The organism is Peribacillus sp. GL_122, assembly GCF_057835005.1.
The window spans coordinates 1,655,082-1,680,308 of the sequence record NZ_CM174415.1 but is presented as its reverse complement, the minus strand read 5'-3'; the positions used below and the strand labels follow the sequence as shown (position 1 = coordinate 1,680,308).

Sequence of the window (25,227 nt, the reverse complement as noted above, 5' to 3'; positions counted from 1 at the left end):
ATCTATGTATTTATACCCGAAATACTCATTCCTGCTAACGATAATTTTAAAGCATATGCCACAAAGCCGGCATTCTTCCTGCAATCCATCTTTTTAAAAAGGGTAACGGACGCAAATAGGAATTATATCTTTAAAAGAATGTACTTGTCCACTGAATTTTACATCACATGGCCTAAATAAAAAAGTTTCAAGCTTTATCCATTTTCTTCTTGGAAGCGAATCCACTTATTATCATGATATCATACTTTCCTGAACATAAAGAAACCCGGCAGATGCCGAGTCAATTTATATTTAGGGTTTTTCGATAATTCCCAGGGAAAGTAAACGATTTTACGGTCTTTTCTATGCTTGGGGCATTTCTTTGAAATCACAATCCATACACTGGACCTGGACGCCTTTTTTGAGTTTTTTCTCAACAAGTGTACCTTCACATTTTGGACAACTCCGCGGCAGTGGTTTATCCCATGATATGAAGTCACATCCAGGGTAGGTATCACACCCGTAAAATATGCGGCGTTTTTTACTTTTCCTTTCAATAATGTTTCCTTCTTTACATTTTGGGCATTTGACACCGATTTCTTTAACGATTGGCTTTGTGTTACGGCAATCCGGGAAATTACTGCATGCCATGAACTTTCCATAACGCCCCATCTTAAAGACCATCCCATGTCCGCATTCCACGCAATCTTCACCAGCAGGTTCATCTTTAATTTCAATTTTCTCCATCTCGACTTCGGCTTTAGCCAGATGAACTGCAAATTCTTTATAAAATTCATCAATGACCTTTATCCATTCGATACTGCCTTCCTCGACGCTGTCGAATTCCTGTTCCATCTTGGCAGTGAACTCTGCATCAAGAATATCCGGGAAGAATTCGCGTATCAATTCAAGAACGATCTCACCAAGCTCTGTCGGGATGAACCGTTTATTATCCAAGGTAACATAGCCCCGTTTTTGAATCGTATCCAAGGTAGGGGCATATGTAGAAGGACGGCCTATTCCCAGTTCCTCTAGGGTTTTGACAAGACGGGCTTCAGTATATCGGGGCGGAGGCTGTGTGAAATGCTGCTTCGGCTCGATATCTTTTGAAAAGAATTGATCTCCTTTTTTCACATCCGGAAGTGCATTTTCCTTTTCTTCCACCGAGTCATCGGACCCTTCAACATATACCTTCATGAAACCCGGAAATTTAATTTTTGAACCATTTGCCCTGAAGATGACATCTTCGTTATGCAGGTCGATGCTCATCGTATCCATGACTGCCGAAGACATTTGACTAGAAACGAATCGTTCCCATATCAATTTATAAAGACGGAATTGATCTCTGGATAAGAACTCCTTGACTACACCCGGTTCACGTAATGTGCTTGTTGGCCTGACTGCTTCATGGGCGTCCTGGGCATTAGTTTGTTTTTTCTCCTTGCGCTGTTCAACCTGAACATAATCTTTACCATAATTATTTTGAATGAAGGTATGGACTTCCTCTTTCGCAACATCGGAAATCCGGGTTGAATCGGTTCTCATATAAGTGATTAACCCGACTGTACCTTCCTTGCCAAGCTCGATTCCTTCATAAAGCTGCTGAGCAAGCATCATGGTTTTCTTTGCACGGAAATTCAATTTACGTGCCGCTTCCTGTTGCAGGGAAGAAGTTGTAAAAGGGGAAGCTGGATTGCGCCTTCTTTCCTTTTTAGCCACAGCTCCTATCGTAAATTCGCCGCCATTTAAAGAAGCGAGCACTTTTTTGACGTCCTCTTCGGTATTTAATTCCTTCTTCTCGCCACCAAGGCTGAAGAAGGAACCTTCAAACTGTTCTTTTCCTTTTACAAAATCAGCCTTGATTGTCCAATACTCTTCCGGGATAAAATCTTTGATCTCCTTCTCCCGGTCAATGATCATCCGTACAGCAACCGATTGGACCCGTCCCGCGCTTAAGCCTTTTTTCACCTTTTTCCACAAAAGCGGGCTTATATTGTATCCGACTAAACGATCCAAGATCCTTCTTGCCTGCTGGGCATCAACCAATTTCATATTTATTGGCCTCGGCGATTTAAATGATTCTTTGATAGCCTCTTTCGTGATCTCGTTGAATACCACGCGGCAATCTGAGTTAACGTCAACATCAAGACTGTGAGCCAAATGCCAGGCAATGGCTTCCCCTTCCCTGTCGGGGTCAGCCGCGAGATAAATTTTTTTCGCTTTTTTCGCAGCGGTTTTCAATTCTTTTAAAACCGGGCCTTTGCCGCGGATAGTTATATATTTAGGTTCATATTCATGTTCAACATCGACACCCATTTGACTTTTAGGCAAATCTCGAACATGCCCCATGGAAGCCTTTACTTTATATTTTTTTCCCAAGTAACGTTCTATTGTTTTCGCCTTTGCGGGCGATTCCACAATCACTAAGTATTCTGACATCCAATAAATCCTCCTCAAAGAGGTAATATAAATCTTCACTATTATTAATCATTCAAAAATCATTTGTCAACACCTCTTTACTTTTCAAAGCATGCTGATTCATTTATTAATAGGTATTTTGACAAGAGGTGCCATTTGCAAAACTTATAACAGTTTTACAATATTTTCAACCTTTTTGTCTAATAATTCAACCCATCCTTCTAAAAAAGCACCTTTTTTTCTTTTTTCTCGTTTGATTCTCCGTCTATCTTCTATATTATATTGTTCAAAACTCTTCCTCGATCTGCCTGTAACTCAAAACAAGTTTGGCACCATCGGAAATCAATTGATTGGTCCCCAGTGATTCAGGGCTCGTAACATTGCCAGGAAGCGCAAATACCTCCCTGCCGTGTTCCAAAGCAGCTTGTGCCGTAATAAGGGAACCGCTTCTTTCTTTTGCCTCGACCACGAATACTCCCTGTGATAATCCACTGATGATTCGATTCCTAAGCGGAAACATCCAAGGTTCCGCCTTCATTTCCGGTGGAGTCTCAGATATAAGCAGGCCTTTATTGATGATTTCTTCAGCAAGGGTAACATTGAATTTCGGATATATTTGCATAAGCCCCCCTCCTAAAACCCCAATCGTATCTCCGCCTCCCCTTAATGTGATCTTATGTGACTCTGCATCGATTCCAGCCGCCACTCCGCTTATGATCACGAACTTTTTCTTTACAAGCGGTAATAGAATCGATTTTAAGGCCTCCAGACCATACGAGGTTGGCTTACGTGTTCCAACAACACCTAGCGTATTCTTCCTTGTTAAAAGCTTCTTATCACCTTTATAATAAAGAACCCACGGAGGATCGAATATTTGCTTCAGCAAAAAAGGATATTCATCATCGAAGATCGTCAAACAATGGATTTGGCTATCTTCGTAATTTTTAAGTTTATCGATGGTATTGAGTGAATGTAAATCTTTGAAAAAGAGGTTAAGCTTATTTGAAGGGATAGGGAGCATTTTTGCCCATTCAACGTAATCCGTCGTGAACAGGGAAGATAATGACGGGTCTTTGGACATGATTGTTTGGATTGATTTCCATCCTGCCCCGCGGCAATGATGGAGATGGATTAACTTTTCTTTTTTATTCAATTTGAAACGCCCCTAATCGGATATTTTTAGTGGTAGGTTGATAGTGATGTACTAGGTGTCTCCCGAGGAAATTGGAGGAAAATAAGACCGACCCAAAAAAAGGTCGGCCCAGCTTAAATTAATGTGTTTTACAAGGTTCGTATATCTCTTTTTCTTTCAAGACGGAAATCAATGTTTCACCCATTACGGATGGAGTTTCGGCAACTTTAATTCCACATTCGTTCATAACGCGGATTTTCTCGTCAGCAGTTCCTTTTCCTCCTGAGATAATGGCACCAGCATGTCCCATGCGTTTACCGGCAGGAGCCGTACGGCCACCAATGAAACCAACAACTGGCTTAGTCATATTTTCCTTCACCCAGATTGCTGCTTCTTCTTCTGCCGTTCCGCCGATTTCCCCGATCATAATCACAGCATGTGTTTCCGGATCATCATTGAATGCCTTCAATACGTCAATGAAATCCGTTCCATTAACTGGATCCCCACCGATACCGACAGCCGAAGATTGCCCGATGCCTGCTTGCGATAATTGGTGAACGGCTTCGTACGTTAAAGTTCCAGAACGTGAAACTACACCTACATGGCCTTTTTTGTGGATATATCCTGGCATGATACCAATCTTACACTCTTCAGGAGTAATGACACCTGGGCAGTTCGGTCCGATCAAGCGAGTTTTTTTGCCTTCCATGTACCGCTTAACCTTGACCATATCCAGGACAGGAATATGTTCCGTGATACAAATGACAAGATCAAGTTCTGCGTCTACGGCTTCCAGAATTGCATCAGCAGCAAATGGCGCCGGTACATAGATAACGGAAGCATTCGCTCCGGTTTCAGTGACAGCTTCGGAAACTGTATTGAATACAGGTACCCCTTCCGCCTCTGTTCCACCTTTACCCGGAGTGACTCCTCCAACGATTTTCGTGCCGTATTCCAACATTTGTTTTGTATGAAATAATGCTGTTGCACCAGTGATTCCCTGAACGATCACTTTCGTATCTTTATTAATATAAACGCTCATTATGTTCCCCCCTGCCTATTATCCTACAAGTGATACTATTTTTTGTGCTCCATCAGCCATTGATTCAGCAGCCGTAATATTTAAACCTGACTCTTTTAGAATCTTTTTGCCAAGGTCCACATTCGTTCCTTCAAGACGAACAACAAGAGGGACATCCAGGCCAAGCTCTTTAGCAGCAGCCACGACGCCTGTTGCGATGATGTCACATTTCATGATTCCTCCGAAGATATTAACGAAGATGCCTTTAACATTTTTATCGGAAAGGATGATTTTGAAAGCCTCTTTCACTTTTTCCTCAGTGGCGCCGCCACCAACGTCAAGGAAGTTAGCCGGATCTCCCATATAATGTTTAATGATGTCCATCGTCGCCATAGCAAGCCCGGCACCATTAACCATGCATCCGATATTTCCGTCAAGCGATATGTAACTAAGGCCATGTTTGGATGCTTCAATCTCTTTTGCATCCTCTTCATCCAAATCACGGAATTCCGCGATGTCTTTTTGGCGGTAAATCGCATTATCATCAAAATTCAATTTAGCATCAAGTGCCATTACATTGCCGTCGCCCGTAACCACTAATGGGTTGATTTCTGCGATTGAGCAATCTTTTTCAACGAAAGCAGTATATAAGTTAACCATCAGCTTGGAAGCTTTATTTATAAGTGAAGCCGGAATATTGATATTGAATGCAATTCTCCGTGCTTGGAAGCCAGTCAGGCCGACAACCGGATCGATTACTTCTTTGAAAATTTTCTCTGGCGTCTTTTCGGCCACTTCCTCAATTTCCGTTCCGCCTTCTTCAGAAGCCATCAACACGACACTGTTCGTAGCACGGTCAAGGACCAGCCCGATATAATACTCTTTCGTAATGTCGCAGCCCTCTTCAATAAGTAAACGCTTAACTTCCTTGCCTGCAGGTCCTGTTTGATGGGTCACCAACGTCTTGCCAAGAATTTCTTCTGCATATGTACGTGCTTCATCAAGATTCTTCGCTACCTTGACTCCGCCGGCTTTCCCGCGGCCGCCCGCATGAATTTGAGCTTTTACGACAACAACTTCCGTACCTAACTCCTTCGCTGCTTCCACTGCTTCATCAACAGTAAAGGCAACCCGGCCATTTGGAACGGATACCCCGTATTGTCGCAATATCTCTTTCCCCTGATACTCATGGATATTCATTTCCCATCCTCCTTATCTACTAAAAAACAACTTCGGAATTTAATGCGTGTTTTCTCTATCATATTACAACAAAATTCTCCTTCGTGCATAATTTTCTTTCACAAAATTTTTAAAATATTATTATAATATACTTCCATACCCCTGTGTAAAATGGAAAAAACCTTCTTTGCGGTTGGTTTTTTTCTTATTAAAATCATTTATTTTTGCTCTGTACAAAAAAGTCATTACTGTTATAAATCTATTGAAAACGCTATCATAAAAGCCTTTTCATCATATTGACTCAGAGATCTTTTCATGAGAAATTACGGTTATCCTTTGACTGACCCTAAATAAAAGCAAAAGGACAAAGCCATTGCCTTGTCCTTTTGTTAATAGTTTAGTATTTTTTTAATATAATGAAAATACACCAGTGATTTCCCTAATATTCTACATAAACCAACAGAACTCCATTTGGTGAAATCACATGGAAAACTAGGATCCTACCGATTCTTTTCTTTGTCAACTTTATAAATGAATGCAAATACCTCTGCAACTGCTCCATATAATTCTTCGGGAATCGTTTGATTTATATCAAATTGACCTAAAAGTGCAGCAAGCGATTCGTCCCTCTGGACCGGTATATCCAGTTTCATGGCCTTTTCCAGAATTTTTTCAGCCGTTTTACCTTTCCCCTTCGCCAATATGACGGGCGCTTTGGATGTTCTTTGATCATACTTTAAGGCAATGGCTTCTTTTCGTAGATCATTTATCATATTCGAATATCCACTCCGCTATATGGACCGGCTTCTGAAAAAGGAATCGGTTTTACCCTTAGGTCCCGCTCTTTTTCATTCACGGGTTTTACAAATGAAACCCCTGATAATCTGTAATCCATTTTTCCGAGATTCTCTCTTAGGATGTCAAGATATTGACCGGCTGCCTCTTCAAGGACCGCACCATGCCCATTGATGACCGTCACTTTTATGATTCGGTTTTGAACCTGCATGTCGATGACAGTTTCTTTAAGACGTTCCAATTCTAAATAAAATAGGACTCGGCAGTAATCCGGGTCTATTTTGCCATCTTTTGTTTTCCTTCCGCTCCATTGTAAAGTTAGGTCCGTTTGAATCGATCCCAAATTGAGTGGAAGTGTCAGGAGCAAATTCTGAATCGGCCCATTTTCCTGTGAAAGGATCTGTTGCGCAGTAATCCGATTTAGGATTTGTTCTGCCATTTCCTTGATAGATGCCGGAATTTGCTCATTCAGCAATTTAAGCAGCAGCGGTTTAAGTGTCTCTAAATCATTCGGGATCTCCTTCATATCATCTCCAGAAAGATTAATGAGTGCATGTTCCAGCTGAAGGCCAAGGACCTTGGTCATTTCTTTTAGTTGGTGTGCAACGGCCCATTGGTGAAATCGATTTTTTGAAACTCGGCTTCCAGTACATGTGAAAGGACAAGCTTCTCATTAATCCTAACGTATCGGGCTTCAGGAAGCTTATTAAGCGACTGAAACAGTAATTCAGCCACCATACCCTTCGACTCCTCTATTTGCTCTGTATCCATATTCAAGTAGCCTATAAGGTCATTCACTTCTTTTTTTCCGCCTATTGCCTTTTTAGCTGTTGCTTCGGTAAAAGCACTTTGGAGTAAATGAAAGGCAAGAGGGGAAAGTTTTTCTGCAGAAATGTTTTTTCTCTGTATCGAGTGGATATCAGCTGGCAGGTGATCATGACCGTTAAATATGCGATTAATGGTCGGTTCGATCTCTTCAACTTTTGCAAATGCACCGCTTTTTGCCCCGGATAGCAACTGCAATCCTTGGTGTAATTTATCAATCACTGAAATCTTGGCCATACCGGACCTCGCCTCAGCTCCATCCATTAAGCTTTCCAGAAAGACAGATTCTGTAATTCCCTTTGGAATTAAACCCGTCTTTTGAAGCAGGGAAAATGCTCCGGATTTCATTTCTGGCGTTGAATCGGGATCCAGCCAAGTGGCCACTAGGTTTTGCAAACCATTTTGTTGAAGCTGGTTCTGTTTAACAACATGTAAAGAGTCCAATACATCCATAAGCTTGACGGCCGTCCTCGTTACTGCCCCGACATCTTGCAGCTGTTGCTTGAAGACACTGAGTAGTTTGTGGAAAGGTTCACCTTTGTACTGTGTAAATAATGCATCAAATACATCTTTTACAAATGGCAGTTGCTGAATGAACATCGATTTTATTACAGGTAGACCAGCTTCTGCAGCATCAGCAGCTTTTAACCATTGCAAAGCGGACTGAAAGGTTTCCTTAGTTATCGGAAGCCGATTTGTCAGGAGGTATTCGGCAAGTTTCGTAGCGGCCGGTTCAGGCGTCATGCCGAGATGAGCGATCAATTGCGCAGCCGTTCCCTTTAAGCCGGAAACGTTCAAATCGGGGGAATCTAAAGCTTTTAACACGACACCCCCTTCTATTGGGTGCCTCACTTGAAACCAGTACATTTCTCCTGACCGTAGCGGGATTTCGAGATTGGCAATCATTTTTTGATGGCCAATCTGTACCTCGGCTGTTTGGTCAGGAAAAACCTTATTCGCCTTCCCGATAAGGATTTGCCCGTTTTTCAAACTCACAAATCCTTTTACTTCAATGGGTGAAGAAACGGGTTTGCCGCTTGTTATGGATTGCACCACTCATCCCCCCTTAGCCCTTCGTTCGTGCAGCGATTTCCTTAACTGGTGCAAAACTTCTTCTATGCCAAGGTGTAAGCCCGTGCGTGCCGAGTGCTTCTAAATGTTGGCTCGTCCCGTAACCCATGTGCTTTTCGAACCCATATTGCGGATATTTTTCACCATATTCCTTCATCATCCTATCACGGGTCACTTTCGCTATTATAGAGGCCGCAGAGATGCTAATGCTTCTTGCGTCCCCCTTTATGAGTGAAAGCTGCGGAATCGGCACATCCAGTTCCATCGCATCAATCAACAAATGATCAGGAAGTTCTGTCAAATCGTTCACTGCGGCTACCATCGCCTTTTTCGTGGCTTGGTATATATTGATTTCATCAATAACTTCGCTATGTACAACACCCACACCTATTGATAGTGCTTCCTTAAAAATCATCTCATAAAACCGTTCCCTTTTTGACTCTGGAATTTTTTTAGAATCATTAAGACCCGGCAAATAAAAAGATTCAGGCAAGATGACTGCACTCGTCACAACTGGTCCTGCGAGCGGTCCTCTTCCCACTTCATCGATACCAGCCAAAATGGAAAACCCCTGTTTTCGCAATTGCCGTTCAAACTCTGTCATTTCCGTGAAAGCATCCCTTAGATGTTGTTCTTTTTCATAAGCTCTTTGCCATTTGCTTACTAAGTCGGTTACTCCCTTTCTTCCGTCCTCCCGGCATTCTTGTAAAAATGAATCTTCGGGCTCTCTTATTGTCATTAACTTTGAGGAGATTTCCTTAATGCTCATTGCAGTTATCATCTTTTATCACCCATCATATTAATTATCGGCAGTCTTGCTTCCTTTTTTCAGTTCAGAAAAATACGGAGCGGAAAAGAGACATCAAAAAGAAATATCTTTTCGACATCCAACTCCAGCTCCGTATCACTTCATGTTAATCGGGGATATCAACCTCTTCATAATCCAATGGGACCTCAAACGTAAGCGGGCCCATCTTTTCTGAACGGATTTCACGTACGACCAACTCTGCGGTTTTATCATAATCGATGAAGCCCCCAGATGCCAAACAGCCCCTGAACTTTCCGACAGCATCGAACAATTCGAGCGTTTCCTGCGGAATTACATCCAGGTTATAACGGGATTTCATTCTATCCGGATATTCTTTTTCCAAAAAGCGAAGACCGTATAAAGAGACTTCGTGCAAGTTTAAAATCGTATCCTTGATCGCACCTGTCAATGCCAGCTTCAAACCAACTTCTTGATCCTCGAATTTCGGCCAGAGAATCCCCGGCGTATCCAGCAATTCCAATTCCTTACCAACTTTTATCCATTGCTGCGCTTTCGTGACGCCAGGAGTATTCCCTGTTTTGGCAATGTTCTTTTTGGCAAGTCGATTGATTAATGTCGATTTCCCTACGTTCGGAATGCCGACTATCATGGCACGGATCGCTCTCGGCTTTATTCCTCTTGATTCCATCCGCTCATACTTCTCTTTTAAAAGTTTTTTGGCAGCAGCTGTAATCTGGTTTAAACCGTTTCCTGCCTGCGAATTAATGGCAATCGCCGTTTTCCCCTGCGATTTATAATGCTCAAGCCACAAATTAGTTTTTACCGGATCTGCCATATCAGCTTTATTCAATAGGATAACCCTCGGTTTATGCTGAATGATTTCATCGATCATCGGATTTCGTGAAGATGCCGGAATCCGGGCATCCACAAGTTCAAAGATGATGTCGATCAGTTTTAATTTCTCTGTTACTTCCCGTCTTGCTTTGGCCATATGGCCAGGGAACCACTGTATTGTCAATGGAATCCACCTTCCTACTATTCCGCCAATCGAAAGTCTTCAATCGGCCAATAAACTAATTTAGTTTTTCCTAACACTTTATTGTAAGGAACGACACCTACGCCAATATGGCGGCTATCCTTACTAAAACGACGATTATCCCCTAGGACAAATAGAGTGTCCTCAGGTACCGTTCCTTGTTCTATGACATCACTTAATGTAAAAGGCTCCGTCAAATCCCCGCCATCAATCAATTGTTCTTTATATTCATCCAAGTATGGCTCATCATAAGCTTTTCCATTCACGTAAAGAGTATCATCTCTATATTCCACTTTTTCCCCTGGCAATCCGATGACCCGTTTTATGTAATCTTTGCCTTCAGGAGCTTCGAAAACGATAATGTCGAATCTTTTCGGTTCGCCAATCGAATAGGAGATTTTATTAACGATCATGCGGTCCGTATCCTTTAATGTCGGCATCATGGAATTACCGTCCACAACAATAGGAGCCAGGAGGAAATAACGAATCAGCGTCGCCGCTATAACCGCGATTATGACCGCCTTCGTCCATTCCCACAATTCATTTTTCTTTTTCGCCATCCTTACCCACCCTTTTTGAAGCATATCAACAATTATTTTAACATGTTGCGGACGCTATAGCGAGCAGGATTCTATATAGTTTTCACCGTATGTGTATTCATCGTTTCTTAAAGTGCAAAAAGGGAGCCTGATTAACAAGCTCCCTTTTTTTGCATGATACTGTTTGGTTATTCACCTTATGTGGATCATGGTAAACCCGCATGAAGATATTCGAAGGATTAACGACGAATTTCTTTAATACGTGCTTTTTTACCACGAAGTTCGCGTAGGTAATAAAGTTTCGCACGACGTACTTTACCGTGACGGATAACTTCTAGTTTCGCAATTTTTGGTGTGTGAACAGGGAAAGCACGTTCTACTCCAACGCCGTAAGAGATCTTACGTACTGTGAAAGTTTCACTAACTCCGCCGCCACGACGTTTGATTACAACGCCTTCAAACAACTGGATACGTTCGCGAGTTCCTTCAATAACCTTTACGTGTACACGTACTGTGTCACCAGGTCTGAATGATGGAAGATCTGAGCGAAGTTGTTCTTTTGTGATTTCGTTAATAAGATTTTGCATCGATTTCAACTCCTCCTGGACGCTCTTGCAAATACTTATTGTTTGCAGCGGAACATCGTTATAAGACTGAGCATTTTGCCCAAGTCACAAGTTATATCCTATCACACTATAAACGTCGATGCAATAGACATCAGTCTTCTTTTTTAATCTCGGATAATAATTTTTTTTCAACTTCCGATAGTTCATAACTATCGAGCAAATCCGGACGTCGAATCCAAGTTCTGCGCAGAGATTCCTTCATCCGCCATTCATCGATTTTTTTATGATTCCCGGATATTAGCGGATCGGGAACTTTCATCCCCCGGAAATCTGCAGGTCTAGTATAATGGGGATGCTCTAACAAACCAGAAGAATAGGAATCAAGAATCGGGGAGTCAACATTTCCAAGAACGCCAGGCAGCAAGCGCACAATGCTGTCAATTATGACCATTGCACCCAATTCCCCACCTGTAAGCACAAAGTCACCAATCGATATTTCATCAGTGACGACATGCTCCCGGATGCGCTCATCATAGCCTTCATAATGCCCGCAAATGAAAATGAGATGTTCCTCTTCAGCAAACTCTTCGGCTTTTTTCTGCGTGTAACGCTCTCCCTGGGGACAAAGCAGGACTACCCTTGGGGTTAGCTCACCTTGCCCTTTTAGAGCTTCCACAGCATCAAAGATCGGTTGTGCCTTCAATACCATTCCGGCACCGCCGCCATACGGATAATCGTCTACCGTCGAATGTTTATTATCTGCATAATCTCGAAAGTTGGTCACCTTGTAGCTGACAGCCTGCTTTTCCGCAGCCTTTTTTAAGATTGACGAACCAAATACCCCTTCGAACATTTCTGGAAAAAGCGAAAGCACATCGATTTTCATCAGTCCAAAAGTCCTTCCATCGGTGTAATGATGACCTTTTTAGCGGAAATATCCACTTCTTTTACAATTTGATCAATATATGGGATCAGGATGTCCTTACTGCCAGCTTTCTTAATGACCCAAACATCATTGGCACCAGGCGTAAGAACCTCAATGATTTCCCCAACTTCCATGCCTTCATCCGTAAATACCGAACAGCCAATGATTTCATGGAAGTAGAACTCACCTTCGTCCAATTTACCAAGCTGCGCTTCCTTGACTTTCAGGACCCCGTTTTTAAAAGCCTCGACCTGTCCGACGTTATAATAGTTCTCGAACGTCAACAGGTTAAAGTTTTTATGGGTGCGATGCGACCTGATGATAAGCGGCAAAGGTTTTTTCTCCGTGTCCCTAAACAAATACAGAGTATTTCCCACTTTGTATCGTTTTTCCGGAAAGTCTGTTGAAGAAATAACACGGACTTCTCCTAAAAGGCCATGTGTGTTGACAATTTTACCTACATTAAACCATTTTTCCATTCTTTCACCTCTAACGAATTTCCGAGACGATTCCATCTTTAATGACAATGGTCTTCGTTGCCATAATTTCGTCCCAATCTGCCCCAATTTCCACATCAATGATACTTTGAACTTCTCGTTCCTTCAATTCACTACCTGCGGGAAGGATCTCCAACTGCTCCATTTGAAATTCAAGCAGTTTAATTTTTTCTTGCCTCTGATTTATTTCTTTTTCAAAATGAGCACGGAGACTAGCAGGTTGGAGAGTTCTTGTTTTTTCAAGTTTTTTCAGTTCAAAGCGAAGCTGTTCACTCTCTTTTTGAAGCTGAAGGCGTTTTGACTTGTATTTCTCGAGGAGCTGATTCTTGCTGGATTCCGTTAATACTTGGTTAACGATTACATTTTGGAGAATTTTCATTCCAGCACCTCCTATTATCTATGATTTCTTATTTCATTCAAAAAATATGTATGATGGGGTAATCTTTTTGAAATGGGGGTCATTCTCTTAAGTATAACGTAAATCGGTAAAAGATGCGTCTTAAAAAGGCGTAAAGTTTAAAGTCCTGGTCTATTCAATTAGGATCCCAGTCGGAATTTCACCTTCTTGAAGTACAAAAAAAGGAGGGGTATTAACCCTCCTTATTCGGAAATCTCCAAATAGATTTTCTTCTGCTGTGAAGATCCTGCTGCATATACCACAGTCCGAATCGCCTTAGCAACACGCCCTTGTTTACCGATCACCTTGCCCATGTCCTCTTTATGAACGGAGAGGATATAAACAATCCGGTCGGATTCTTCCTTGGAGGTCACGATGACCTCTTCCGGATAATCCACAAGTGCTGAAACAATCGTTTCAATCAGTGCTTTCATCAACTACCGTCGATTACTTGCTGTTTTTTGCAACATGGAATTTTTCCATGATGCCTTGTGTAGAGAATAAGTTACGAACTGTATCAGATGGTTTAGCTCCATCTTGTAACCATTTAAGAGCAAGCTCTTCGTTGATTTCAACTTTAGCTGGTTGAGTCACCGGGTTATAAGTTCCTACCACTTCAATGTAACGTCCGTCACGTGGTGAACGAGAATCTGCAACTACAATACGATAGAAAGGAGATTTTTTAGCTCCCATACGTTTTAAGCGAATTTTTACTGCCATTTTAAATAAGCACCTCCGAATAGTTTCACACAAGATAGTATAATATCAAATGTCTTGCATGTTTGTAAAGGTTTTTTTCTTAACAGGTGAAAAAAGTGTTGAAATACATGGCTTCGACCTGTATTTCGCTTCAGTTTCGACCTAAAATAAACCTTACATGAACGGGAATTTGAATCCCTTTTTCTTTCCTTTTTGCATGTTCGTAACCTGTTTCATCATCTTTTTCATTTCTTCGAATTGCTTCAGTAGACGGTTCACTTCTTGAATCGATCTGCCACTTCCCTTGGCAATCCGTTTCTTGCGGGATGCATTCATGGTTTCCGGATGTTCCTTTTCATGCGTAGTCATTGAACGGATGATAGCTTCCACATGACCGATCTGTTTCTCATCGATCTGAAGGTTGTCCATCCCTTTCATTTTATTCGCACCGGGAATCATTTTCAGAATATCATCAAGCGGTCCCATATTCCGCACCTGACCAAGCTGATCAAGGAAATCATCAAAGGTAAAAGTGGCTGTACGCATCTTTTTCTCTAATTCTTTCGCTTTTTCTTCATCTACATTGGCCTGTGCTTTTTCGATTAGGGTCAATACATCACCCATGCCGAGAATCCTTGACGCCATCCGTTCTGGATGGAACGCTTCAAGTGCATCCAATTTTTCCCCCATACCGACGAATTTAATCGGCGTGTCGGTGACTGAACGAATTGAAAGTGCCGCACCACCACGTGTATCCCCATCAAGTTTCGTTAAGACGACTCCAGTCAGGCCTAGCTGTTCATTGAAGCTTTGGGCAACATTGACCGCATCCTGACCTGTCATCGCATCGACAACCAGGAAGATTTCATCAGGTTTTGTCAACTCTTTGATATCCTTCAGTTCGCCCATCAAGTTTTCATCAACATGAAGGCGGCCTGCGGTATCAATCAACACATAATCATGATGTTCTTCCTTAGCTTTTTCAATTGCCTGTTTGGCAATTTCAACAGGGCTGACCTGGTCCCCAAGGGAGAAAACAGGCATGCTTAATTGTTTGCCAAGTGTTTCAAGCTGCTTAATCGCCGCCGGACGGTAAATATCAGCCGCAACGAGCAATGGCTTGCGGTTGTATTTTTTTCTAAGAAGATTGGCAAGCTTTCCGGTGGTCGTCGTTTTACCAGCACCCTGAAGCCCTACCATCATAATGACAGTCGGTGGTTTCGAGGCAACGGCAATCTTGCTTTGTTCGCCGCCCATCAGCTCCGTCAATTCTTCCTTAACTACTTTAATTACCTGTTGACCGGGGGTTAAGCTTTTCAGCACTTCCTGACCTACCGAACGTTCACTGACACGTTTTACAAAATCCTTCACGACTTTAAAGTTAACATCCGCTTCCAGCAGGGCCAATCGAACTTCACGCATCATTTCTTTTACGTCCGCTTCGTTGACCTTCCCTTTTCCGCGGATTTTTTGCATCGTGCTCTGCAGTCGGTCGGCCAATCCTTCAAATGCCATATTGCCGCCTCCTAATCCAACTTCTCAAGCGTTGTGATTGCGTCAAGCAGCTCCTCTTTTGAAAAGGAATCCTTTTCTATGAGTCCCTTCATATTCGCAATCCACTGGTTACGCTCTTGAAATTTTTGAAATAACAAAAGCTTTGCTTCATATTCCTCAAGCATCGCTTCCGTTCTTTTTATATTATCATAGACTGCCTGCCTACTGACTTCGTATTCTTCGGCAATCTCGCCAAGAGAGTAATCATCCAGATAGTAGAGGGACATGTAGCTCTGCTGCTTCTCTGTTAACAACGATTGGTAAAAGTCATACAAATAATTAATCCGCGTTGTCTTTTCAAGCATCTTAGCAAGCCTCCCTGCTGTTAAGTGAAAACCCTTTACAAGTTTATATTGTAAAGCCTAGTTTATTTGATGTCAAGTTAAACTCCTTACCACTTGTTTGCAAAGCATTATTTTTTCTTTTTTCATCCTTTTTTTTAGACCTTTATGCAATTGCTACTCCAAATAACCACTGTGAACAAAAAACCAGAAGAGAAATATCTCTTCTGGCTTACAATTTTTCTAAATCTCTTCTTTATCGATGATATCAGCAAAAAGGCCATAAACATATTTCTCAGCATCGAATTCCTGTAGATCGTCCATTTTTTCACCTAGCCCGACAAATTTAACGGGAATGGCCAATTCATTGCGAATTGCCAAAACAATTCCACCTTTTGCGGTGCCATCAAGCTTTGTTAAAACAATACCGGAAACATTGGTCGCTTCCTTGAATGTCTTGGCCTGAATAAGGGCATTTTGCCCAGTTGTAGCATCAAGGGCAAGCAACACCTCGTGTGGTGCACCTGGTACTTCACGTTCAATTACACGTTTCACCTTTTCCAATTCCTTCATTAAATTCACTTTATTCTGTAAGCGACCAGCCGTGTCGCAGATCAGTATATCCGCTTTTCGTGCCTTGGCGGCCTGAATGGCATCGAACATGACCGCTGCAGGATCAGAGCCTTCACCCTGTTTGATTACACTGACACCGACACGCTCTCCCCAAACCTCAAGCTGTTCGATTGCACCGGCACGGAAGGTATCCCCGGCAGCCAATACGACAGATTTACCTTCCGTTTTGAATTTATGGGCAAGTTTACCAATGGTCGTCGTTTTACCTACCCCATTAACCCCTACAAACAAAATGACCGTCAAACCTTCTTCTTGTATATTCAGGCTTGAAGTCGCTTCTTCATCACCTTGGTAGATTTCAACAAGCTTTTCGGAAATAACGGACTGCACTTCCCTCGTATCAGAGATATTCCGAAGCTTGACTTCCATTTTTAATTGATCAATCAGTTCCATCACAGTATCAAAGCCCACATCAGCCTGTATCAGGATTTCTTCAAGTTCTTCAAAAAAGTCCTCATCCACTTTCCGGTAACGGGCAACAAGTTCATTAACCCTTCCAGTAAAGGAATTCCTCGTCTTTGTCAAACCTTGCTTGAATTTTTCCCCTATGGATACTTCTGCTTCAACTGATTTTTCTTTTTCTTCCTGGGTCGTAAATTTCTCTTTTAGCTTTTTGAAAAAACTCATTGTCCCACTTCCTCTAATTCATGAATTTTAAACTTCAATAAAGTTTTCTGATTCTTCCATCCGGACTGAAACAAGTTTGGAGACGCCTGACTCCTGCATCGTAATGCCATATAGGACATCCGCCTCTTCCATCGTGCCTTTGCGGTGAGTAATCACGATGAACTGTGTTTCCCTGCTGAACTTCCTTAAAAATTGACTGAACCGGACGACATTCGCCTCATCAAGCGCTGCCTCGACTTCATCAAGGATACAGAAAGGCACCGGACGCACTTTTAGAATGGAGAATAAAAGGGCTATGGCTGTCAATGCTCGTTCTCCCCCGGATAAGAGGCTCAAATTTTGCAGTTTTTTCCCAGGAGGCTGTGCAATGATATCTACTCCTGTATTTAGTAAATCATCCGGATTTGTCAGCTTCAGCTCCGCTCTGCCTCCGCCGAATAAAGCTTTGAAGACTTGTTCGAATTCTTCACGGATCGAATAGAAGGTATCCGCAAAGCGCCGCTTCATTTCATCATCCATTTCATCGATGACTTGGAATAATGTATCTTTCGCCTGTTGAAGGTCTTCCTTTTGACTAAGAAGGAATTCATAGCGTTCAGCTACACGTGCGTATTCATCAATTGCACCTAGATTCACCGTCCCCAGTTCCTCGATTGCAAGCTTGATGAGCTTCACCCTTTTTTGAGCCTCTTCTGCAGGCATCATCAATGGATACTGTTCTTTAGCACCTTCAAAGGAAAGGGTATATTCTTCTCTCAAGTGGTCGAGGCGATTTTCCAGTTCGACATCCAGACGAGTTAATTTCACTTCTTCATCCTTTATCACTTCGACAATGCCTCTATAAAGTCGATTTTCTTCTTTCAAGGACAGTTCAAGCGTTTCAACTTCCGTTAGAAGCTCGTTTTTTTCCTGTTTTTTTATGGCGATTCCTTCAATTGCTCCATTTTTATCGAGCAATTTCTGCTGAGCCATATCTTCCAGGGACTCTTCCCCGCTTGAACTGTCTGTCATTTCATTGGTCAGGAGCCCTAAATCATCTTTGTTTTCGGCAAGCCTGCTTGTTTCCTTTGAAAGATCCGATTCAATGCGTTCCATCTTCTCTTTTTGGTTTTGCAGCTGGCCGCGCTTAGAGGCAAGCATTACCCTCAGTTCATTCGTTTCTTCAGCAAGGCTCTCTTTTGAGGATTGTTGAGATTGCTTTTGTTCGGTCATTTCGGAAATCAACCGGTCCAGCCCTTCAATCTCAGTTTTACACGATTCCAAAAGTTCTTCCAGCTCTTCAAGTCTTGCTGTTTTTTGCTGTTGTTCTTCCAAATATGAATTTTTATCCAAATCATAAAGATGCAGCCGTTCATTCACATTTCTTTCCTGCAGTTCCACTTCACGGAGTTCGCCCTTAAGGGTTTGTTCTTGTAATCGAAGTCTCTCTCCTGTTTTTCTGGTTTGTTCAAGCGTTTGCTCTTGAACACCCACATCCACTTTGAGCTGTTTGACTTGCTTTTCTAGCTGATTCGTTTTAGCTTCCATGGCAGCAAGTTTTTGATGGAGCTCTTCCAATTCCGTTTTCCTTGAAAGCAGGGAGGTCGTTTTTTGCTTTAAGGCTCCACCAGTCATTGAACCACCTGGATTGACGATATCCCCTTCAAGTGTTACGAAGCGGAAACGGTGCTGCATCATTTTCGCCAGGTCATTTGCACCTTTTAAATCAGTTGTGATCATCACGGTTCCTAATAGGTTTTCAGCAATCGCTGCATGCCTATCATCATATTGGATCAATGAGGAACCCGTCCCCACAAAAGCTGAATGACTCTTCAGCATCGATAGTTGGTTAGCTGATATCTCTCTTGCCTTTATGACTGATAAAGGCAAGAACGTCGCACGCCCATACCTATTTTTCTTCAAGAAGGAAATGGCTTCCCGTGCATGCTCTTCGCGTTCCACGACAACATGCTGCATCGCTCCGCCCAGAGCCGTTTCGATGGCCGTTTCATATTCCTTTGGAACCTTTATCAATTCCGCAACCGCCCCTTCAATGCCTCGAAGGGTTTCTTTCGCTTTCAAAACCTCTTTTACACCCTGAAAAAAGCCAGCATAATCATCTTCCATTTCTTCAAGAAGTTCCTTACGAGATTTTGCCTGTTGAAGAAATTGATAGGCCTTATAAAGGGTGGTTTCTTGTTTTTGATACGTATCTTTTGCAGCATTCAATTTATTCTGCTGATTTCGGAAATAAGTGACATGCTCTTCAAGCTGCTTGGTCATATTTTCCATCAGCTGTGAATATTCCATTTTTTTAGCAGTGATATCCATTCTTTCGGTTAAGAACTTTTCATTTTCCATATCAAGTTTAGCATTTTTATGTTCCTGCTGCGTTAATTGCTGGAGTAGGTATTGTTTTTCGTTTTTAGCCGATGCCTGCTTGTTCAACCACTCGATATAGTCACTCTTTTTTGCTTCGATCATCGCTTCAATATCACTATTGAAAAGGCCTAGGCTTTTTTGTTTTTCATGTAAGGTTTCAGAAATCCCCTTCACTTCCAAGTTCAGTGCATTCAGGATTTCCGTTTCTCTTTCCTTTTGCAAAGCCAAACGCTCGACGGCAGCCTCACCCTCCACAATCGCCTTTTCTAGCTGTGACTTGTTTTGGGCAGCATTTTTTTTCCGTTCTTTCAAAACCTCTTTACGGCCTTCAAGCTTTTCAAGTTCTTCGCTGGCATTCAGGAGAATTTCCTGAAGTCCATTGATCGATGTCTCAAGCGTCGCGAGACTATCCCTTTGTTTTTTGAGATGCGCTTCCCTGTCATGAAGCTGTCCAGCCATTTGCTGTTCCATTTCATTATGTTTTTCAAGTTCTTGTGACAGTTTTTCCCATTTTTCATAAAGCTCTTCTATTTCAAAAACGGTTAAAGCCACTTCTATTTGCTCAAGCTCTTCTTTCTTCGCCAAAAATTCCTTGGCGAGGGAAGACTGAATTTTTAACGGCTCCACCTGCCCCTCCAATTCATGGAGGATATCATGGACACGGTTTAAGTTATCCTGTGTTTCCGTCAGCTTCGATTCCGCTTTTCGTTTTCTAGTTTTATACTTCAGGACACCGGCTGCCTCTTCAAAGATCACTCGTCTTTCTTCAGCCTTACTGCTTAGGATTTCTTCCACTTTCCCTTGGCTGATGATGGAAAATGCTTCTCTCCCCAGACCAGAATCCATGAAAAGGTCTATGATGTCTTTCAGACGGCAACCTTGATTATTAATGAAAAATTCACTTTCTCCCGATCGATATACACGCCTTGTCACACTGACTTCATGAAAGTCGATCGGTAGGGAATTGGTCTCGTTATCAAGGGTCAATGATACTTCCGCAAAATTCAACGCTTTCCTCGTGTCACTTCCCGAAAAGATGATATCTTCCATTTTTGCTCCACGCAGTGATTTCGCAGACTGCTCTCCAAGTACCCATCGGACTGCATCGGTCACATTACTTTTACCGCTTCCGTTTGGTCCAACCACTGCCGTGACACCAGGTACAAAATCAATCGAAATTTTCTCTGCGAAAGATTTAAATCCTACAACGTCCAAACGTTTGAGGAACATGACCTTTCCCCCTCTACTGTTAAACTATCTTGTTGATTTTTTATCTTTTAAAACGACCAATGCATGCTCGGCAGCATGCTGCTCCGCTTCTTTTTTGGACTTTCCTATTCCAGAGCCCAGTTCTTCCCCATTAAGGGAGACGGTCGAAACAAACTCCCGATTATGAGCCGGTCCTTTTTCCTGCAAGATCTTATATTGCAGGACACCGATGGCATCCCGCTGGATCAGCTCCTGAAGCTGGCTCTTATAATCCATCACATGAGAAAAAGCACCCTCGTCTATCTTCGGAAACACGACATTCGTCAAAAACTGCACAACCGGCTCTAATCCTTGATCAAGGTACAAAGCACCAATGTAGGCTTCGAATACATCCGCAAGCATGGCAGGGCGTTCTCTTCCACCTGTCATTTCTTCCCCTTTTCCGAGTAATACATATTCCCCGTAAGAAAGGCTATTTGCAAAAGCAACAAGTGAAGGCTCACACACAATGGCTGCCCTTAGTTTGGTAAGTTCACCTTCGCTCATCATCGGATATTTTTGATATAAGTATTTAGAGATGGTCAATTCAAGTACAGCGTCCCCTAAGAATTCAAGCCTTTCATTATCTTCATAAGGCTTACGGCGATGCTCATTCACATAAGATGAATGCGTAAAAGCTTGTTTTAATAGATTTTCATCTTTAAAATGAAAACCCAGATTTTCTTGCAACTGTTTAAATTTATTATCCTTGATTGATGGTTTACGATTATTTCCGTTCCTACGCATCACACAAAACCCTCCACAACGGTTCAAAAAGCATATTTTTCCAATATATAAAAAGAAACCTGGCAGGAATTCCTGTCAAGCTTTCCTATGTACCATCATACATTATTATCCGCTTAAAGAAAACTAAAGGCAAAAGACCACTGCCATGCAGGAGGAACTTACCGTGTACATGCTCATTTCCTTATCTGCCGCGCATCAAACTTCTTTAAGCAATAAGAGAAAGCCCCGTTATAAAACGGAGCTTTTAGTCAAATGACAATTCATTACATAGTGCTTTGTATGTAATTCACAGCATCACCTACTGTGGCGATTTTTTCAGCGTCATCGTCCGAAATTTCCATATCAAACTCGTCTTCGAATTCCATGACTAGTTCAACTACATCAAGGGAATCGGCACCAAGATCTTCTTTGAAAGAAGCTTCAAGTTTTACCTCTGATTCTTCTACGTTCAAACGATCTACAACGATTTTAGTTACTCTTTCTAATACATCTGCCAATGTGTTCACCTCCCCTCAAAACATTATAAATTAATTTCGAAAAAAATCAAAGAAAACTTACATGACCATGCCGCCATCTACATGAAGAGTTTGCCCAGTCATATATTTGCTGGCATCAGAAGCGAGGAAAGACGCCACTGCAGCAATATCTTTAGGGTCACCGAACCGTGCAAGCGGAATTTGGTCCAGCATGGCTTTTTGGACGTCTTCAGGCAATTCACCCGTCATATCCGTTGAGATGAAACCTGGGGCAATCGCATTGACCGTAATGCCTCTTGAAGCGAGTTCCTTTGCCGTGGTTTTAGTCAGGCCGATCACACCAGCTTTAGCCGCTACATAATTAGCCTGCCCTGCATTTCCGCTGACGCCGACGATCGATGCCATATTGATGATCCTGCCGCTACGCTGTTTCATCATTTGCCTTGTAACCGCTTTGGTGCATAGGAACACGCCTTTAAGATTCGTATTGATCACTGAATCCCATTCATCTTCTTTCATACGCATCAATAGGTTATCACGTGTGATGCCAGCATTATTGACCAGGATATCCACTCTGCCAAACTGTTCGACGACCTCTTTGATCATGCTTGTCACCGATTCACTATTTGCAACATCGCATTGTATGGCGAATGCTTTACGGCCCAATGCCTTGATTTCGTCAACCACTTCATTCGCTTTAGCTTCACTGCCAGAATAGTTGATGGCAACATCTGCTCCCTGACGGGCAAGTTCTAATGCAACTTCCCTGCCTATACCTCGTGAAGCTCCCGTTACAAGTGCTTTTTTTCCTTCGAGGATCATGCTTGTACCCCCTTCAATGTTTCAATTGTTTTAGTTAGAGTATCTATATCGGATACCGAGTGAATTTGAACGGAACGATCAATTTTCTTAATCAATCCGCCCAATACTTTCCCAGGGCCCACCTCGATGAACGTATCCACGCCCAATTCAAGTAGATTTTTCACACTGTCCTCCCAAAGGACCGGTGAATACAGTTGTTCGATTAATTTTTCTTTTATTTCGGCAGGTGCTGTAATGGGCTTAGCCGTTACGTTTGAAATAACAGGAATTTCTGCCTGTTTGAAGCTTACTTCATCAAGGACACCCTGTAACTTTTCTGCTGCCGGTTTCATCAATTCCGAATGGAACGGTCCACTAACTTCAAGAGGCAGAGCCCGTTTAGCGCCATTTTCCTTAGCTTTTGCACTCGCAAGTTTAACCCCTTCCGAGGTGCCTGAAATGACGATTTGCCCTGGACAGTTAATATTGGCCAATTGAACGGATTCCCCTGTGGCCGTAATTTCAGAAGTGACTTCAGATAGAGCTTCCCGGTCCATTCCCAAAATCGCAGCCATTGAGCCTTGACCATTCGGTACCGCAGCTTCCATGAATTCACCACGCTTACGCACTGTATATACGGCATCCTCAAAAGAAATTGCACCAGATGCCACTAATGCCGTATATTCACCTAAACTGTGCCCGGCTGTATAATCGGGTTTGATCCCCGCTTCTTCCAACTCCTTGACAAAAGCATAACTCGTGGTCAATAAAGCAGGCTGTGCATTATAAGTCACCGTTAATTCTTGTTGTGTGCCATTAAAGATCAATTCGGAAAGTGGAAAATCAAGTTTTTCATCAGCTGTTCGAAAAATTTGCTGAGCACGCTCGTTTTCCTGAAATAAGCCATGCCCCATTCCTATTGTTTGTGAACCTTGTCCTGGAAAGACAAAAGCAATTTTACCCATCTGTTACTCCCCTGCCTCTATGATTTATTATTGTTTTTCTATCGTCTCCGCAATTGTCGATATGACGTCATTTCCAACCATATCGCGAGTCTGGCGTATTGCATTATAGACCGCATTCGCATCTGAAGAACCATGAGCCTTAATGACTGGGGCCTTCAAACCGAATAGGCCGGCACCGCCATACTCCGAGTAATCCATTTTATTTTTTATGCCTTTTAGTTCAGGCTTTACCATTGCTGCGGCCAACTTACTCTTGAGATTGCTCATCAAAGCCGTTTTCACCATTTTGAATACGCCCATAGCAGTACCTTCAAGCGTCTTTAATACCATATTTCCCGTGAAGCCGTCCGTTACGACAACATCTGCCGGCCCGTTCAGGAGGTCCCTTGCCTCTACGTTACCTATAAAGGATATCTCCGATGATTGCTGCAGTAATGTAAAGGCATGCTTTGTCAGTTCATTCCCTTTTTTTTCTTCTGTGCCAATATTAAGTAATCCGACACGGGGCTTTTCGATTCCCCGCACTTTTTGTGCATAAACAGACCCCATTATGGCGAATTGAAGGAGATGCTCCGGTTTCGCATCGGAGTTCGCACCTACATCCAGTAGCACAAAACCTTTACCATCGATTGTCGGAAGGGTGGGAGCCAATGCCGGACGTTCAATTCCTTCTATCCTTCCGACCACAAACAAGCCCGCAGCCATTAGCGCCCCTGTATTGCCGGAAGAAATACATGCATCGGCTTCTCCGTCAGCCACTTGCTGTGCTGCCAACACCATCGAGGCGCTTTTCTTGCGCCGGACCGCACGAACCGGTTCATCGGTACTCAATATTTTTTCATCAGTATGTATAACCCTTATACGGTCATGTTTCGCTAAGTATTGGTTAATTTCAGCTTGATTGCCTATCAAGGTGATTTCCACATCGGAAAAATTCTCGACAGCTTTCATCGCTCCCAAAACCTGTGCCTCGGGAGCATTATCGCCACCCATGGCATCTATCGTAATCTTCATTTTCTTTCATCCTTTACTAGAAAGTTAAGAGCGATACATTTCGAACTCGCCTTTAAAAACCAGTTCATTACCCACGTAGCTTCTGACTTCCACCACGGAACGATCGTTGGTGTGGTCCACGCTTTTAACCCTCGCTTTAGCTACCACTCTTTCATTTTCCTTTACAGAACGAGTGAATAAAATGGATGCTTTTGCAGTTAATGCCAGTTCATCATTTATGACTGCTACAGCCAATGAATTCGCTTGGGCAAAAAGGTGATGTCCCCTTGCAATTCCATTCCGCTTAAAGACATGCTCTTTATTTATATCCAAAATCGAAATTGCATTATCATCTAAATTAAGGTCAATTACTTCCCCGATGATCTCATCCAAAGGCAATGCCCTGATTTCGTCACTGAATTTTTTCTCGGCAACGCTTTTAATACGCTCACGCAGTTCCGGTATCGATAATTCAAGACGGTCAAGCCTAATGGTCTGGACGCTCACCGAATATTTTTCAGCCAGCTCCTCATCCGTTACAAAAGGATTCTGTTTAATCGTTTCGATTAATAATTGCTGGCGTTCCTTCTTATTTCTTCGCATTTGAAGGTCACCATCCGTAGTATTATGACTAGGTACTAATAGTAGTATATATATTTTAAAAACAGATTGCAAGATATTGCGTAAAATCTC

The 25,227-nt window shown here is 42.5% G+C and carries 26 protein-coding genes; all 26 read right to left on the bottom strand.

Annotation, left to right across the window (positions count from 1 at the left end; genetic code table 11):
• Positions 1–342 precede the first annotated feature (342 nt).
• The 26 genes from topA to fapR all read right to left on the bottom strand — a co-directional run bounded on the left by topA (position 343) and on the right by fapR (position 25,137).
• A complete protein-coding gene (gene topA / locus AC3ISB_RS08200) occupies positions 343–2,418 on the bottom strand; it encodes a type I DNA topoisomerase (protein ID WP_098371029.1) in 2,076 nt (691 codons plus the stop codon).
• Between the two features lie 265 nt (positions 2,419–2,683).
• A complete protein-coding gene (dprA, locus tag AC3ISB_RS08195) occupies positions 2,684–3,550 on the bottom strand; it encodes a DNA-processing protein DprA (RefSeq protein WP_260397994.1) in 867 nt (288 codons plus the stop codon).
• A gap of 118 nt (positions 3,551–3,668) precedes the next feature.
• Positions 3,669–4,571 carry a succinate--CoA ligase subunit alpha gene (sucD, locus tag AC3ISB_RS08190; RefSeq protein WP_076366551.1) on the bottom strand — a complete coding sequence of 301 codons (903 nt, stop codon included), beginning with the start codon at positions 4,569–4,571 and terminating at the stop codon, positions 3,669–3,671.
• An 18-nt stretch (positions 4,572–4,589) separates the two neighbouring features.
• Positions 4,590–5,750, bottom strand: a complete 1,161-nt coding sequence (gene sucC, locus AC3ISB_RS08185; protein WP_076366553.1) for an ADP-forming succinate--CoA ligase subunit beta — start codon at positions 5,748–5,750, stop codon at positions 4,590–4,592.
• Positions 5,751–6,229: 479 nt separating this feature from the next.
• Positions 6,230–6,502: an EscU/YscU/HrcU family type III secretion system export apparatus switch protein gene (locus AC3ISB_RS08180; RefSeq protein WP_098371030.1), complete on the bottom strand. Its 273-nt coding sequence runs from the start codon at positions 6,500–6,502 to the stop codon at positions 6,230–6,232.
• Positions 6,499–7,050: a hypothetical protein gene (locus tag AC3ISB_RS08175; RefSeq protein ID WP_480339129.1), complete on the bottom strand. Its 552-nt coding sequence runs from the start codon at positions 7,048–7,050 to the stop codon at positions 6,499–6,501. The genes AC3ISB_RS08180 and AC3ISB_RS08175 overlap by 4 nt, the downstream gene beginning before the upstream one ends.
• A gap of 65 nt (positions 7,051–7,115) precedes the next feature.
• A complete protein-coding gene (locus tag AC3ISB_RS08170; protein ID WP_480339130.1) occupies positions 7,116–8,402 on the bottom strand; it encodes a hypothetical protein in 1,287 nt (428 codons plus the stop codon).
• Positions 8,403–8,415: 13 nt separating this feature from the next.
• Positions 8,416–9,198 (bottom strand): ribonuclease HII, encoded by a 783-nt coding sequence (gene rnhB, locus AC3ISB_RS08165; protein ID WP_480339234.1) that lies wholly within the window; start codon positions 9,196–9,198, stop codon positions 8,416–8,418.
• Positions 9,199–9,334: 136 nt separating this feature from the next.
• Positions 9,335–10,207 (bottom strand): ribosome biogenesis GTPase YlqF, encoded by an 873-nt coding sequence (gene ylqF / locus AC3ISB_RS08160; RefSeq protein WP_141992187.1) that lies wholly within the window; start codon positions 10,205–10,207, stop codon positions 9,335–9,337.
• Positions 10,208–10,224: 17 nt separating this feature from the next.
• A complete protein-coding gene (gene lepB, locus AC3ISB_RS08155) occupies positions 10,225–10,785 on the bottom strand; it encodes a signal peptidase I (protein WP_480339131.1) in 561 nt (186 codons plus the stop codon).
• A gap of 218 nt (positions 10,786–11,003) precedes the next feature.
• On the bottom strand, positions 11,004–11,351 hold the full coding sequence (rplS, locus tag AC3ISB_RS08150) for a 50S ribosomal protein L19 (protein WP_034313702.1): 348 nt from the start codon (positions 11,349–11,351) through the stop codon (positions 11,004–11,006).
• Positions 11,352–11,481: 130 nt separating this feature from the next.
• Positions 11,482–12,216 carry a tRNA (guanosine(37)-N1)-methyltransferase TrmD gene (gene trmD / locus AC3ISB_RS08145; RefSeq protein ID WP_141992189.1) on the bottom strand — a complete coding sequence of 245 codons (735 nt, stop codon included), beginning with the start codon at positions 12,214–12,216 and terminating at the stop codon, positions 11,482–11,484.
• Entirely contained in the window at positions 12,216–12,734 is a 519-nt protein-coding gene (rimM, locus tag AC3ISB_RS08140) for a ribosome maturation factor RimM (protein ID WP_098371033.1), read from the bottom strand. The genes trmD and rimM overlap by 1 nt, the downstream gene beginning before the upstream one ends.
• Positions 12,735–12,744: 10 nt before the next feature.
• Complete coding sequence (locus tag AC3ISB_RS08135) at positions 12,745–13,131, bottom strand: YlqD family protein (RefSeq protein WP_034313711.1); 387 nt, start codon at positions 13,129–13,131, stop codon at positions 12,745–12,747.
• A 221-nt stretch (positions 13,132–13,352) separates the two neighbouring features.
• Complete coding sequence (locus AC3ISB_RS08130; protein WP_048684915.1) at positions 13,353–13,583, bottom strand: KH domain-containing protein; 231 nt, start codon at positions 13,581–13,583, stop codon at positions 13,353–13,355.
• Between the two features lie 13 nt (positions 13,584–13,596).
• Positions 13,597–13,869 carry a 30S ribosomal protein S16 gene (rpsP, locus tag AC3ISB_RS08125; protein WP_034313715.1) on the bottom strand — a complete coding sequence of 91 codons (273 nt, stop codon included), beginning with the start codon at positions 13,867–13,869 and terminating at the stop codon, positions 13,597–13,599.
• A 153-nt stretch (positions 13,870–14,022) separates the two neighbouring features.
• Complete coding sequence (ffh, locus tag AC3ISB_RS08120) at positions 14,023–15,363, bottom strand: signal recognition particle protein (RefSeq protein ID WP_034313716.1); 1,341 nt, start codon at positions 15,361–15,363, stop codon at positions 14,023–14,025.
• An 11-nt stretch (positions 15,364–15,374) separates the two neighbouring features.
• Positions 15,375–15,707, bottom strand: a complete 333-nt coding sequence (locus AC3ISB_RS08115) for a putative DNA-binding protein (protein ID WP_076366571.1) — start codon at positions 15,705–15,707, stop codon at positions 15,375–15,377.
• A 219-nt stretch (positions 15,708–15,926) separates the two neighbouring features.
• A complete protein-coding gene (ftsY, locus tag AC3ISB_RS08110) occupies positions 15,927–16,943 on the bottom strand; it encodes a signal recognition particle-docking protein FtsY (RefSeq protein WP_480339132.1) in 1,017 nt (338 codons plus the stop codon).
• 27 nt (positions 16,944–16,970) lie between these two features.
• Positions 16,971–20,534: a chromosome segregation protein SMC gene (gene smc, locus AC3ISB_RS08105; protein WP_430098089.1), complete on the bottom strand. Its 3,564-nt coding sequence runs from the start codon at positions 20,532–20,534 to the stop codon at positions 16,971–16,973.
• A gap of 24 nt (positions 20,535–20,558) precedes the next feature.
• Positions 20,559–21,299, bottom strand: a complete 741-nt coding sequence (rnc, locus tag AC3ISB_RS08100) for a ribonuclease III (protein ID WP_098371037.1) — start codon at positions 21,297–21,299, stop codon at positions 20,559–20,561.
• Between the two features lie 263 nt (positions 21,300–21,562).
• Positions 21,563–21,796, bottom strand: a complete 234-nt coding sequence (locus AC3ISB_RS08095; protein WP_034313729.1) for an acyl carrier protein — start codon at positions 21,794–21,796, stop codon at positions 21,563–21,565.
• Between the two features lie 57 nt (positions 21,797–21,853).
• Entirely contained in the window at positions 21,854–22,597 is a 744-nt protein-coding gene (gene fabG, locus AC3ISB_RS08090; RefSeq protein ID WP_098371038.1) for a 3-oxoacyl-[acyl-carrier-protein] reductase, read from the bottom strand.
• Entirely contained in the window at positions 22,594–23,541 is a 948-nt protein-coding gene (gene fabD / locus AC3ISB_RS08085; protein WP_098371039.1) for an ACP S-malonyltransferase, read from the bottom strand. Before fabD ends, fabG begins: the two co-directional genes overlap by 4 nt.
• 27 nt (positions 23,542–23,568) lie before the next feature.
• Complete coding sequence (gene plsX / locus AC3ISB_RS08080) at positions 23,569–24,555, bottom strand: phosphate acyltransferase PlsX (RefSeq protein ID WP_098371040.1); 987 nt, start codon at positions 24,553–24,555, stop codon at positions 23,569–23,571.
• 24 nt (positions 24,556–24,579) lie between these two features.
• Positions 24,580–25,137, bottom strand: a complete 558-nt coding sequence (fapR, locus tag AC3ISB_RS08075; RefSeq protein WP_098371041.1) for a transcription factor FapR — start codon at positions 25,135–25,137, stop codon at positions 24,580–24,582.
• Positions 25,138–25,227: the final 90 nt, after the last annotated feature.